Below are 12,809 nucleotides of genomic sequence, written 5' to 3' on the forward strand. Positions count from 1 at the left end.
CCTTGCGAGTAGACTTCAGACGACATGACAAAGAAAACCGTTCGGCCTCTAAAACCCCTTCGCGAATTCAACTACTTATTGGCGGCAGAGGAGCTTGAAGGTCTCCATATCAACGTAAGCCGTGACCTCGAAAAGCAGACACAGCTTGGCTCGATGAGAGGGCATAGAGCGCATGAACGATCCCTTTCGGTCCTCACGGTCATGTTACGGTTCGCTTGGAACTCCTATGAAGCCGTAGGGTATATCACTGCGGATACACCGCCCGATCCGAATCGCAAGGACGTGCTCCCTGGAATCTCTACCAGTTGAATCTGGAGATCTCTCGTAAATTGAATCGAGGGAGCAGAGATGAAGAAGAGCCGTTATACGGAAGAGCAGATCATCGGGATACTGAAGCAGCATGAAGCTGGGGTGAAGACGGCGGAGTTATGCCGTGAGCATGGGATCAGCGCGGCGACGTTCTACGGCTGGAAGCAGAAGTTCGGCGGGATGGACGTAAGCGAGGCGCAGCGGCAGAAGGCGATGGAGGACGAGAACCGCCGGCCTGAGAACGTGGCTCGGACAACGGCCCGGAGTTCACCTCGCTGCGCATGATCGGCTGGGCAGAAGACTGGAAGGTCGGGCTAGTTCACATCCAGCCGGGCCGCCCGATGCAGAACGGCCACGTCGATCGCTTCCACGGCAGGCTGCGCGACGAGTGCCTCAACGCAAGCTGGTTCCGCACGCTGAACGACGTCCGGTGTACCCTGGCAACCTGGCCGCGAGGAGTACAATGGCGAGCACCCCACAACTCGCTGGACTACCGCACCCCAACGAGTTCCGCACCTACCTCGAAGGGAGAGGGGCCATGGACCCTCTCCCTTCGCAAACACCAACCATCAACGCAACGGAGACTCCAGTTATGAATGGGTGAGAGAAAGGGAGCAGGTCACAAGCCGAATTACGTCATCGTAATACCTCCCATCAATCGGCAATTGCTCGATCTCTTATTCAGTTTGGTTTACATGATGGATGACCTCATACGCGCTCGCTGGCTTACCACCGGGCGGGTTGGCGCGATTTAGTGGAGGAGAGGAATACGATTAAGGCCGAGTTTGGGAGCGATCTGGAATGGGAAGATTTCCTCGAACAGTTGGATGTACAGGACACATGGTGGAGAGGTTCCAAAACACTGAGGAGGAACAAAGCGATCCGACGCTCGTCGATTACTGGAAGACGCCCTTCAAACTGGCGAAAAGAGAAAGCAATGCAAAGGCTTTCTTCAGTTCCTCGAGAAATCGATCAATCGGGAGGTGTCAGCGCAAGCCCATCTAACCTTCGCTAGCTTTCAAAAAGTATCAGGCTTCCTGGTCGCTGATTTGCTCGGCGATGCAGTTACGGTGGAGAAACGCAAAAGGGCCATGCAGTCATTTGCATTTCCACCAGGTGTCGCGGACGGCGATTTTTTCTTAGCAGTCGCAATAGAGATTGATACTTACCTGCGGCTCGGCAATCATCCAGCAATCGACTATCTGTGGGTGATCTTCTCGGAGCATGTCGTTGAAGCGCGTGAGATGTACGAGCTTCGCTATCAGAATCGCACTAGGTAGCGGTATAGCACTCGCAATCACGAGGAACTGGTCTCGATGAACTTGGTATAATAGCTACAGCGCCGGGATGGCGGAACTGGCAGACGCAGCGGACTCAAAATCCGTCGGAAGCAATTCCATGGGGGTTCGACCCCCCCTCCCGGCACCAAACATAAAGCATTTATTTTGAATGGCTTATTGGACAGTTGGCGTCTCCTGCTTTTCGCCGTAATGGTCGGCTTCTGGGCTGGGGGGCCGAACGGGGGCTTAGAGTCTTTTCCGTACGCTCCCGTACGATCAATTCAACCGCTGCGCGTTGGTCAGCGCTACTGACAATGGCGTAACGGCGAAACATCGAGGGTGTCTTCCACCCGCCCATCGCCATTATGACCGACTCCGGTACCCCGGCGCGGCGCGCGGCCTTGGCGGCTGACCGTCGAAAGTCGTGGGGGATCAGCCCAACATACTTGCGTACACCGCTGCATTCGCACTTCGTCCCGGTCAGCGTAACGCCGCACTTCCTGCACTCCCAGCGGCCCGTTCCGGCACGTACACATAGGTTTCTCCACGCACCCCGAAAGTCCTTGATCGGCTCGTCACCTTCGCGGGTGAACACGGAATCATTAGGCTTCTTCTTCGCAACCGCAGCCCGAAGCAGTTCTTCCACCTCTGGCGTCATCATGACTTCGCGGCCTTCGCCATTCTTCGTTGTTCCAGGGTCAAGGCGTATCGTGCGCGCGTACAGGTCCACTTGTCGCACTTGTAGGCCGAGCATTTCTCCGCGTCGCCATCCGTAGGTGTAAGCCACCTCGAGAAGGGCGCGCATCCACAACCCATCCAAGTGTGCTTCGGCAGCCATGCGCGCAAACTCGTCCTGCTCTACAAAGCCTTGCCGCGCGTTATTCTCCTTGAACATTTGGATGTAGGGAACCGAATACACCTTCGGAGGTGTGCTGCGCTTTTCTTTGTAGGATTGACGTGACAAATTCTTTTTTTTCGCTATTAATGAAGATATGAGCGATCAAAGATTTCTTGGGGAGTTTGAATTAATGATTCTCCTCGCGATTATTCGATTGGAAAACGCCACCTATGGCGTCCCGATGGCCAGAGAATTATCCGAAGTACGTGACCGCAATGTATCGCTCGGCAGCGTTTACGCTGCGCTGGACCGGCTGGAGATTAAGGGATTCGTGAAGTCGACGCTGGGTGAGTCCACTCCCGAACGCGGTGGACGAGCAAAGCGCTACTTCTCCGTGACCCCGGGCGGCATTCGCGCCCTCCATGAGACGCGTCACGTTCTGAGTGGACTTTGGAAATCTTTGCCTCCCATCAAAGGAGGACTCGCGTGAGACAGATGAGATCTGTGCTGCTTGCTCTGTGGCTGCTTGACCATATGGAGTCTGCGAAGAAGCGAGGCAATCTCTCCGGAGATCTGTTAGAAGAGCTGGAAGGTGGACGCTCGGCGAAGTGGTTCTGGTGCCAGGTGTCCGCAGCTATTCTGATCAACATCTTCCGGAAGGTGAATCGTTGCGCAACGCTGTTGGCCTTCGCAGCGGGATGGAGTGCGCTTTTTCCATTGTGGAGAGATATCTGTGTCGGAGGTCTCACCTACTCACTGGATCGCCTTGGGGTTCTCGCGTGGCCCTGGTCATCGATACTACCGATCATTTACGGCGTTCTGCCAGCGGTCTTGTTTGTCTGGTTGGGGTTCGCGACCCACACAGCATTGTCCGGACTATCGAACACACACACAGCGCACGAGCAATGCTTCGCTCTCTCCACAGGAACGGCAATGATCTTTGCCGCGAGCTTTGCCGTGCTTCGCCAACTTGGGCATCCACAGATCGTCATCGGAGATCTCACGCGAACAGATTTCTTTCTCATCGATCACCTCTACTTCATTAGTGTTCCGATCGCATCGAGTCTTTGGATCGCCCTGTGGATAAGCGTAGCTATCAAGATCAAGTTCTCCCACCGAGGTCTGCACCGGATAAGTAAAGATGAAAGAACAGTCAAACGGCGTACCTGAAACCTGATTGCTCAATAGGCTCTTCCACAGCCGAGGGGTTTTGTAGGACAGGTACGCGGCGTATCTCATCATGGCCAGGAGACTGATCTCCACCAAAAGGCCGGATACATTGACGCAGACATTCCTTCATCCATAAACTTTTCCCTTGCATTCAGACGGCGGACCATACATTTGAGCAAGTACACCTGGCCAGAAGGGTTCGGGCGTCGAACTTGGTGAAAATCCCGTTTTTGGGGAAACTGGCGGAATACGCCGGGATGAGTAATTTTCCGCTGGGAGAGTTCTCGGCTCCTCAAGGAGGCTCGCTTTTCTGTTTCTCTAGCAACTGTTCGCAGTAGACAAAACAATCCAACGATGTGGAACCGCACGGACATTTTGTGTAGCGACATGGATGGTTTGTAGGCAGTCATTCCGGATAGATTGAATGGGGAGCGACCGGGTGTGTTCGTGGAATCGCTGTCGCTCTCAGAAATCAGCAGTTGAGTAACAAATAGGGATCTTCGTCTCATGGCAAAGACTATATCGATCATCGGCGCATCGGGATCTGTGGGCTCGACGCTCGCAGCGCAAATTCTAAGAAGCAAACTCTTGGGTCGAGGCGATCGGTTACAACTCGTAGCCCACGGCGTATCCTCCAGCTCGTCAAAGTTACTTGCTACTCGAATCGACCTTATGGATGCTTTCGATGACGACTCGGTTGATATAGAGCTTGTTGCCAACATCCAAGACACCGAAGGCGACATTGTTGTGATGTGTGCGGGTGCTGGACTTGGCGGGAATCTTAAGGACCGCCGCGATCTGGGGAAATTCAACCTTCCCGTATTCGAGGAGATTGCGAAATTGTGCGCGGAGGTGGTTCCAAGTTCAACCTTCATCATCGTGAGCAATCCTGTTGAGCTTGCGGTCGAGATCTTTGCTGAGAAGCTGGGCCGAGAAAGGGTCATCGGGATGGGAGCCGAACAGGACTCTCTACGTTTTGCCAGGGCCATAGCCCACGATCTTGGACTTAGCAGGCATGAGGTCTTCGCTTCTGTCCTGGGAGAGCATGGCCAGGCGATGGTGCCGCTATGGAGCAGTGTAAAGGTGGAGACAAATGACCCCACCATCGTGAACTCACTTGCGGCATTGATCGAGCGGAGCAAGGAAGTACCTCTTGCGCAACGAGCTGCCAAATTAAAATCCGTTGTTTTTGAACTGCTGCAAGGCGAACAGATCGAGGAAGCGTATGAAGTAACCCGTCGCGCGCTTCCCGACGCCCGTATCTTTGCGCAGCCGCTGATTACGGGGCACGCTATACACTCCACGCCAAATGCCACAGCGAATGCGACTTTGCGATTCTTGTCGGCGACTTTAGGAACCGATGCCCGCCCCCTTCACGGCCAAGTAGTCTTGGTCGGCGAGTTGGCATCCATACGTGGCGTCTGCGGGGTCCCGCTGACCGTCAAACGTGACGGATGGGAACTTGGAACATTAAGCATATCCTCTGAAGAACAACTTTCGCAGATTCGGCTCTCTGCTGCGTCAATCGCAAACTATCTCATGGCTGTGAGGTGTTAGAGCCGTTTATGGTTCTGGATAGAGACTCGATAAATTGGCGTTGTTTCCGAAAACCCCGTTTTCGTGCACCTCAGTATCAGTGAACGAATCTGCGACGAAGTGCGCTGCTGACTTCAGTCATTTGGAGGGGCGCTTAGCACCGCTTATCTGTTGTAAGGCGCCTCCTGTATCCAATGGAAGCCCCGCTCTGTGAGGGGATAAGGAGATGGTGCGATTAGAGCTCTTCTTTGATGGTGATATCGGCCAACTGATGCCTTGATCGATAAAGAAAGGAGTATTACCAGAGCCGCGTATTTCAACACGAGAGCTGTTCTTCGTATGGATATGTTACTCAGTTCTGGTTCACGCAAGTCTGATGGTTGAGTTGGAGCGTTCAATACGAAAAATTGATAAAGACGTGACATATCCGGCAGGATCAGGAACGCGGACAGCAAGAGTAGATTGATTGAGGAGAGCTTTACTGGTACGTCATAACAAAAGTTCAGCATAACGACGTTCAGCATGACGATGAAAGCTAGGACGGATCCGAGCAAAGCAGTGCGTCGAAACAGAAGTAAGAACGCTGGGAGAAGCTCAGCACATCCTCCGAAAATCGTGTATGCCGTGGAAAATCCCATGAATCTCCACAGGAGTCCCATGGGGGAGGATCGCCCATAAGTTTCCGCCAGTTGAGCGTTTTGGAGAGGAATGAACTGTGTTGGAATGACCTTTGCAAATGCATAAGAGAGGAGCACGAAAGCAAGTGCGTACCGTGCCAACACTCGTAACCAGCCATGAAGACGAATGTAGTTTCCCCTTCGTCGATCCGAAATAGACCAAATGATACCTATCGCCACAGAAAGAATAAGAATGACGAGCTCGGCGATGTACGCACTAAAAGTATCGCCACTACCGGTGGGCTGCGAGGAAGCTGTCACTCCCGCCAGTTCGTAAACCAGTAGTCTCCACCAATAGGAGATCCAATTCACCAGCAGGCCTGTGCCTGGCAGAAATTCCAAAATGCGGGGCGCGTAGTAGAGGACGATGTAACAGAATGAGAAGCGAAAAAGAATACGTTCGATCACACTCCAAGATGTGTCATGTGATCCGGACGGGGGCGGCGGCTCGATGACCCCCTGCGCAGTAACAGTTTGATCTACTAATGGTTCGGTCAATTTATCCACCGCGTCTCCGTTTCCAGGTGAGTTTACCTTCTTTGGGGAGTTCGCCTGAAACGTCCCGTTTTGAAGGAAAGCCTGAATAGGGTGGAGGATAATGGGTCGAGACCGCTGATGAAAACGCCGGGAATATTAGCCTTTATGTTAATTTGTGCCTTGGGGCCTACCTTCAGTCTCTGTCAGGGACAGAAGGTGATTCCAGATCCTCTCCCCGAACTGAAGTATCCCCCGATTGCCAGAGCCGCTCGCGTTCAAGGTGACGTGGTAGTGAGCTTCCGACAGACATCGGAGGGTCGCACTGCGGATGTAAGGGCGATCGCAGGCCCTCCGATGTTGCAGGGTATCGCGGTTGAAAATGTGAAGGCCTGGCAGTTTGCTGCGACGGCGGAAGCAGCCGGGCAGGTTCATAAGGTCACATTTCACTTCCGACTTGATCCGCCAAATGATGGATACGATAGCCAGCCAATGACGAAGGTGGAATTGGATGGGGTCGGTGACGTTCGGGTGCTCTCGATCATTACGACGGGACTTGAGCGCTCAGAGTGTCCGTCTGCCGTTGATCGCGCATTGCCCTCCGCGGTGATAAGCGGCGATTTTGTAGAGGTGCACCGATGGAACGAAGTCGTGAGAGTTGGCGAGGACGGCTCGGTCGTCTGGGAACAGGGGAAAACTTCGCGGAGCGGGCGCATAAACCCCGCTGAAGCAAAATCGCTTCTGGAGCGGTTTCGTATTGAGGCTGTTTGGGCTTTGTGTGGTAACTACAACCAGGCCGGACTGATGGATGGCGATGGGAGTTCGATCAAGTTGCGCCTCGGCGGGCGGGAGAAGAGCGTAGGCGAATATGGCGATGTCGCGCCGCCGATCTTTAGGGAGGTTGAACTCGCTGTCGACGCAGCCGCCAATACGCACCAATGGCGGCACGGCGATCCCAGCACCGAGAGCATCGTAGAGATCACCTTCGAGTATCTGCCCAAACCAGGCAAGACAAAGCTCATGGACGCGGCGCATCGCGGAGACAAGGCGGGTGTCCGGGCCGCATTCGGGGCGGGCGATAAGCTGACTGATGTTGACGCGAGCGGCTGGACACCCCTGATGTATGCCGCTAGTTCGTATGGCGGTTCGGTAGTGAGCGAAATGCTCAAAGCAGGTGCAGAGGTGAACGCGCGGTCAAAGCGGGGCGAGACAGCGCTGATGGCTTCGGCTGTTACGGGCATGGCGGATGAGGACCTTCTGGACGCAGGGGCGGACGTAAATGCGGTCAACGATGTTGGGATGACCGCGCTTATGCTGCTAGTCCAGCGCGGGGAGCCACAAGAAATTACGGCTTTGCTAAAGGCTGGTGCCGATGCCCTAAAGAAGGATGCGGCGGGGCGGACAGCCTTGGATTATTTAAATGCGGCGAACTGCGGACGCCCAATCGTGCAGGAGAAAGATCCTCAGTGGACGACTGTAGGGTATTCGAGATGCAACGCCTTGAGTGATGACAATTATCAGGAGTCAAAGCAACTGCTGACTAATGCAGGCGCAAGGGCAACACGGGTTTCGACGCCAAAAAGGCCGTAGATAAGTTTTGAACTTTCCGAAAACCCCGTTTTGCGGGATGTTCGTCTTGGGATCACCACACCAAAAGTAAAAAATCGTACGTTTAGGTTTGTTGCGAAAACCTATCGCCTTTAGGAAGCCAATCGCAATACCTTTATGCAATGCAAAATACGGGGCTTTTCTGAAATTGGAGCATCGTTGCAATAATCTTCGTCTGCGCAACGCCTACGACCGTCGCGCTTTCGAGTTGCAGGATCACATGCGTCGGTTGGTCGCGCTCGGAGCGCGGTAACGAGATTCCTCGACGCTGGAGCGTTTCGTTACCTTCTCGCATCTCAATTGCGGAGTCGTAAGATTTAACGTCAGCATGCAATCACCTTATTCCTCATAGGTGGCGCCTAGGCTCAAGTCCAAATATTTTCTGAGCGAGTGCGAGGAATGTCTTGGCGGCAGGATTCTTCAGCTCGACTCTGGTCCCTACGTCGATAGAGGTCCAGCTATCGGATTGGATGGGTCTATAGACCACTCCGGGAACATTGAGATGGGAGGTACAGGCTGGGGCTATCGAGATCCCCATTCCGACACTGACGAGACTAACGACAGTGGCCCATTGTGGGGCTTCCTGAACGATGTTGGGTCGAAAGCCATGCGCTAAACACAAGCCTAATATGCGTTCAAACTGCAGGCGGGCAATGCCAGGTGAAAAGAGCACGATTCTCTCTTCCTTGAGCATCTCAGGGCGCAGGGTTTTCTTGACCGATAGAGGGTGATCCTGTGGCAGGATGGCAACGAAAGGCTCCCGCATTAATGTTCGGATCGTGAGTCCTTCGGTGGGTTCGCCATCCCGGAGGATGCTGATATCCAGCGTGCCGTCGAGCAACTGTGTAATCTGCTCGTTTGCATGCAATTCCCGGAGTTGCAAATCAACATTTGGATATCCGCTTCTATAGCGCTCAATCACAGTTGACGCCTTGCTGAACATGACCGAGCCACTGAAGCCGACGATGAGATTGCCTTCCTCACCGCGACCGATACGCTGCGCCGTTTCAATGGTGTCCTTCAGATTGTCTCGAAGTAGTTCCGCACGCCTTTGGAAGAACTCTCCCACTGGCGTAATCGTCACCCCACGCGCATGCCGCTCGAACAATGCGTGTCCAAGGGTTCCTTCCAACTGCTTGATTTGCTGACTGAGATTCGGCTGTGCGATCCCTAGCCGGTCAGCCGCACGGCCGAAGTGCAGGGTCTCAGCTAACGCAAGGAAATTGCGGATATCCCGCAGTTCGAGCTCTCGACGCCTCATATGTACAACATATCATAAATCTAGTAATTCATATTGGACGCATATGCTCCCTTCTCGTACTCTCAACTCAGGAGAAGATGATGGCGGTTTTAGGTGCGAAGGATTCCTACTGTTATGTGTGTGGTCCTGACAACAAATTCGGGCTGCGTGTTCCATTCGAGCAGGACGGGGCGGAGAGCAGCTGCGCGCGCTATGTCGCACGCCCCGAACATGGTGGTTGGAATGGAGTACTGCACGGTGGCGTAACGTTTTCGCTGATGGATGAGGCCCTTGGATGGGCGCTCTTCTTCCAGCAGAAGCCTGCCGTCACGGCCAAGATCAGGACGAGGTTCACGAAACCAGTGCCAATCGGGGCTGCACTGCTCATTCGCGCATGGGTCATTCGAGAGCGTAGCCGCATTGTGGAAGCAAAAGCAGAGGTTCGATCCGATGATGGCGAAATGCTCTTCGCCGAGGCAGAGGCCACCATGTTCCGCATCCCCGCTGCACCTGCAATCCAAAACCATTCAGAAGAAGAGGCCATCGCATAATGAGCGAGAAGTTGAAAGTTGTCTTCTTGGACCGGTTCGCAATCCGAGCTCAACTTCGGTCGCTCCGGTTTCCACACGACTGGTTTGAATACCCGACGACGTCACCGGAACAGGTCATCGAACGGCTGCAGGGTGCAACGATTGCAATCACCAATCGGGTCCACTTCGACGCCGACATTCTCAAGCAGCTTCCCGATCTTCGACTCATCGCCATGTCCGCAACCGGCTACGAGTGTATTGATATTTCTGTCTGCAGGGATGCCGGCGTGACGGTTACGAACCTCCGGGACTGGTCGAGCACATTCGTCGCCGAACATGCGTTCGCGATGATGCTTGGCGTGAGACGACAACTGCTCGTGTATCGAGAGCTTCTGGCTCAGGGCGAGTGGCAGCGCTCGCACTTCTACGGTGTGCTGAAAGAGCCTCTTCCGAGCGACCTGTACGGTTGCAATCTTGGAATTATTGGGTATGGTGCTCTCGGAGAACGGATTGCGCACCTGGGATCTGCATTTGGAATGAACGTGATGATTGCTGACAGAAAAGGTGCAGCTCCCCGCGAGAGACGAGTCGCGTTTCGCGAAGTGGTCGAGACCTCTGACGTGCTCTGCATCACCTGCCCATTCAATGAAGAGACGAGAAATCTGATTGGGCGGGACGAGATCGCTATGATGAAGCCAACCGCTACCCTGATCAATACCGCACGAGGCGGCATCGTCGATGAACAGGCGCTTGCCGACGCTCTTCGAGAAGGACGGATCGGAGGAGCGGGAGTCGATGTACTCGCCCAGGAGCCGCCTCGGAACGGCAATCCGCTTCTGGACCTATCGCTACCGAACCTCATTGTCACTCCGCATATGGCCTTTGCCAGCCATCATGCGTTGAACGTTCTTGCAGAACAGTTGATGAGCAATATCGAATCCTTTGTGGCAGGACACCCGAAGAATGTGGTTTCGTAAATCGAGGAGAGAATGATGAAGATATCGATGTACCAGGTGGATGCGTTTACCGACCGGGTCTTCGGTGGAAACCCGGCAGCCGTGTGTCCTCTCGATAAGTGGCTCTCCGACGATGTGATGCTCTCGATCGCAGCGGAGAATAACCTGGCGGAGATCGAGCAACTTCTTCACGAGAAATAGCCTTCACCATTGCCGAATAGCAAAATTGTACTGAGAACGCTCTTGCGTTTATCACTAGGCTGTCTAGATCCCTGAACACTTAGCTGAGCTTCCATTAAAGTCGGGTTTTGAGTAAGTTCACCGGGCCAAGAGGTTCGGGACCTTGAACTTGGTCAAAATGTATGGTCCGCCGTCTGAATGCAAGGGAAAAGTTTATGGATGAAGGAATGTCTGCGTCAATGTATCCGGCCTTTTGGTGGAGATCAGTCTCCTGGCCATGATGAGATACGCCGCGTACCTGTCCTACAAAACCCCTCGGCTGTGGAAGAGCCTATTGAGCAATCAGGTTTCAGGTACGCCGTTTGACTGTTCTTTCATCTTTACTTATCCGGTGCAGACCTCGGTGGGAGAACTTGATCTTGATAGCTACGCTTAGCTAGGCCGCGACTGGCTCTTGAACTGCCCGATAGTCCTGGCCGCTTGACAGCACGGCCCAAGCGATCCTTGCCAGTTTGTTTGCCGTGGCGACGATGAGCACGTTGCGTGGCGCTCTGGCTTCAAGAGCGGTCATCCACGCGCCCATGGCGACGCGGTCTCGCTTCGATCGCAATACGACTGCGCGGGCTCCATGGATGAAGATCTTGCGCAGGTAGTTGTTACCGCGCTTGCTGATACCGAAGAGGCGGGCCTTACCACCGGTCGAGTGCTGTCGTGGCACAAGCCCAAGCCAGGAAGAAAACTCACGCCCCTTATGGAAGGCTGCGCCGTTACCGATCGCGGCTACGATCGCGGTTGCGACCAGCGGGCCAACGCCGGGGATCTGCCTGAGCCGCGTGCATGCCGCATCACTTGAGGCAATCAGCTCCACTTCCTGGTTCAGATCGACCACCCGCTGTTCAAGATCCTTCCACTCGTTCCAAAGTTGAGCCAGCAGGTTCCGCATACGCGGAGTGAGATCTTCCTCGGCGTTCTCGAGGATCTCGGGCATGCGCTCGCGCAGCCTGGCCGGGCTCTTTGCAAATACCAGACCCCGCTCCAGCAGGAAGGCCCGCAGCTGGTTGATGACTGAGGTTCTTCGCGCGATCAAACGATCGCGCACACGATGCAATGCCTGCAGATCCAGCTGGTCGTCCGTCTTGATCGGAACAAATCGCATGTTCTCCCGATCCACAGCCTCAGCAATGGCTTCCGCATCCAGGAAGTCGTTCTTGTTCGACTTCACGAATGGCTTCACGAACTGGGCCGGGATCAGCTTCACATCGTGGCCTTGTTCCCGTAAAAGTACGGCCCAGGAAGTGCGCCCCGGAACAGGCCTCCATCCCAATCAAAGAGGTCTGCAGGTTCGCGGTGAAGGCAATCAACTGCTTCTGGGTAAACTTCTTCTTCAGCAGCACCTTGCAGTTATCGCCAAGAGCCACCGGGTGAAAGGTCGTCTTGCCAAGGTCAATGCCTACGGAACGAATCTCCATGTCGATGATCCTCCTTCAATCTGCCTATAAGATCCTCATCGCCAGATTGAGGTTTAAGCGGCGGACCATCTCAGTAACCCCGTTTTACGCGCACTACAAAAAGTTAGTCCGCACAACGGCGTTTGTGGGTAACCACCGCTCATCAATGTATCCCACCGTTCATCAATGATGGCAACGCGGACTGGCTAATATGAAGTGCCTTAATTTCGGCGTTGTTGGGAATTATCCGTATGCCCAATCATATTGATGATCTGGCATCTCTTTATAAGGCTGATGCACTATATCGACCGCTGAGCCATTGGAAGGTAGAGCGCTTACAGAGTTCGCACTTCTATTTTGCCGCTGGCCCAGGATTTCACCCTGGCTGTGATGGAACGTGTCGTTGGCGCTTAGATCATCGGCGAAAACAAGCTCCATACTATTGGGTAATTTGCTCCAGGTCAGAAATTCAGGTGAGAGAAGAAATGGCCTTTAGGCCTGGACTCTCTTGCGACTGCGCACAAACGGCCCAAGGCTAAAGCGCGATCCTTGCCTGCCCCCGA

General features: G+C 54.1%; 14 protein-coding genes, 1 tRNA gene and 2 pseudogenes. 13 read left to right on the plus strand and 4 right to left on the minus strand.

Annotated elements, in window-relative coordinates; genetic code table 11:
• Positions 1 to 24: 24 nt before the first annotated feature.
• From BDD14_RS02120 to BDD14_RS02140, 6 genes and pseudogenes are all read left to right on the plus strand, one after another.
• Positions 25 to 309 carry a hypothetical protein gene (locus tag BDD14_RS02120; RefSeq protein WP_130417372.1) on the plus strand — a complete coding sequence of 95 codons (285 nt, stop codon included), beginning with the start codon at positions 25 to 27 and terminating at the stop codon, positions 307 to 309.
• A gap of 39 nt (positions 310 to 348) precedes the next feature.
• Positions 349 to 543, plus strand: a pseudogene (locus BDD14_RS02125) (transposase); the annotation flags it as partial.
• Between the two features lie 47 nt (positions 544 to 590).
• The gene (locus BDD14_RS02130; RefSeq protein WP_130417373.1) at positions 591 to 905 is read left to right on the plus strand and encodes an integrase core domain-containing protein; all 315 of its coding nucleotides are present in this window, start codon (positions 591 to 593) and stop codon (positions 903 to 905) included.
• Positions 906 to 1,064, plus strand: coding sequence for a hypothetical protein (locus BDD14_RS31555; RefSeq protein ID WP_165419879.1), 159 nt, complete (start codon positions 906 to 908; stop codon positions 1,062 to 1,064).
• A gap of 228 nt (positions 1,065 to 1,292) precedes the next feature.
• Positions 1,293 to 1,589 (plus strand): hypothetical protein, encoded by a 297-nt coding sequence (locus BDD14_RS02135; protein WP_130417374.1) that lies wholly within the window; start codon positions 1,293 to 1,295, stop codon positions 1,587 to 1,589.
• A 61-nt stretch (positions 1,590 to 1,650) separates the two neighbouring features.
• Positions 1,651 to 1,737, plus strand: a tRNA-Leu gene (locus BDD14_RS02140).
• A gap of 12 nt (positions 1,738 to 1,749) precedes the next feature.
• Here the strand turns inward: BDD14_RS02140 and BDD14_RS02145 are convergent.
• The gene (locus BDD14_RS02145) at positions 1,750 to 2,553 is read right to left on the minus strand and encodes a tyrosine-type recombinase/integrase (RefSeq protein WP_130417375.1); all 804 of its coding nucleotides are present in this window, start codon (positions 2,551 to 2,553) and stop codon (positions 1,750 to 1,752) included.
• A 28-nt stretch (positions 2,554 to 2,581) separates the two neighbouring features.
• Here BDD14_RS02145 and BDD14_RS02150 point away from each other — a divergent pair, with 28 nt between their 5' ends.
• The 3 genes from BDD14_RS02150 (at position 2,582) to BDD14_RS02160 (ending at position 5,154) form a co-directional block, all read left to right on the plus strand.
• The gene (locus BDD14_RS02150; RefSeq protein WP_130417376.1) at positions 2,582 to 2,917 is read left to right on the plus strand and encodes a PadR family transcriptional regulator; all 336 of its coding nucleotides are present in this window, start codon (positions 2,582 to 2,584) and stop codon (positions 2,915 to 2,917) included.
• Complete coding sequence (locus BDD14_RS02155; RefSeq protein WP_130417377.1) at positions 2,914 to 3,597, plus strand: hypothetical protein; 684 nt, start codon at positions 2,914 to 2,916, stop codon at positions 3,595 to 3,597. Before BDD14_RS02150 ends, BDD14_RS02155 begins: the two co-directional genes overlap by 4 nt.
• Before the next feature lie 507 nt (positions 3,598 to 4,104).
• A complete protein-coding gene (locus BDD14_RS02160; protein ID WP_130417378.1) occupies positions 4,105 to 5,154 on the plus strand; it encodes a lactate/malate family dehydrogenase in 1,050 nt (349 codons plus the stop codon).
• 143 nt (positions 5,155 to 5,297) lie between these two features.
• Here BDD14_RS02160 and BDD14_RS02165 read toward each other — a convergent pair whose 3' ends face one another.
• On the minus strand, positions 5,298 to 6,317 hold the full coding sequence (locus BDD14_RS02165; RefSeq protein WP_130417379.1) for a hypothetical protein: 1,020 nt from the start codon (positions 6,315 to 6,317) through the stop codon (positions 5,298 to 5,300).
• Positions 6,318 to 6,452: 135 nt separating this feature from the next.
• On the opposite strand from BDD14_RS02165, the gene BDD14_RS02170 reads away from it, so the two are divergent.
• The gene (locus BDD14_RS02170; protein WP_278045459.1) at positions 6,453 to 7,874 is read left to right on the plus strand and encodes a TonB family protein; all 1,422 of its coding nucleotides are present in this window, start codon (positions 6,453 to 6,455) and stop codon (positions 7,872 to 7,874) included.
• Between the two features lie 364 nt (positions 7,875 to 8,238).
• On the opposite strand, the gene BDD14_RS02175 is transcribed toward BDD14_RS02170, so the two are convergent.
• Complete coding sequence (locus tag BDD14_RS02175; RefSeq protein ID WP_130417381.1) at positions 8,239 to 9,153, minus strand: LysR substrate-binding domain-containing protein; 915 nt, start codon at positions 9,151 to 9,153, stop codon at positions 8,239 to 8,241.
• Between the two features lie 77 nt (positions 9,154 to 9,230).
• Between BDD14_RS02175 and BDD14_RS02180 the strand changes: the two genes are divergently transcribed.
• The 3 genes from BDD14_RS02180 to BDD14_RS02190 are packed head-to-tail and all read left to right on the plus strand — an operon-like array spanning position 9,231 to position 10,819.
• Positions 9,231 to 9,683, plus strand: a complete 453-nt coding sequence (locus BDD14_RS02180) for a PaaI family thioesterase (RefSeq protein WP_130417382.1) — start codon at positions 9,231 to 9,233, stop codon at positions 9,681 to 9,683.
• A complete protein-coding gene (locus BDD14_RS02185) occupies positions 9,683 to 10,639 on the plus strand; it encodes a D-2-hydroxyacid dehydrogenase (protein ID WP_130417383.1) in 957 nt (318 codons plus the stop codon). Before BDD14_RS02180 ends, BDD14_RS02185 begins: the two co-directional genes overlap by 1 nt.
• A gap of 12 nt (positions 10,640 to 10,651) precedes the next feature.
• Positions 10,652 to 10,819: a PhzF family phenazine biosynthesis protein gene (locus BDD14_RS02190; protein WP_207231665.1), complete on the plus strand. Its 168-nt coding sequence runs from the start codon at positions 10,652 to 10,654 to the stop codon at positions 10,817 to 10,819.
• Positions 10,820 to 11,234: 415 nt separating this feature from the next.
• Here BDD14_RS02190 and BDD14_RS02195 read toward each other — a convergent pair.
• Positions 11,235 to 12,267 (minus strand): annotated as a pseudogene (locus tag BDD14_RS02195) (IS110 family RNA-guided transposase).
• Positions 12,268 to 12,809 lie beyond the last annotated feature (542 nt).

The sequence above is a fragment of the Edaphobacter modestus genome (assembly GCF_004217555.1).
Classification (GTDB): domain Bacteria; phylum Acidobacteriota; class Terriglobia; order Terriglobales; family Acidobacteriaceae; genus Edaphobacter; species Edaphobacter modestus.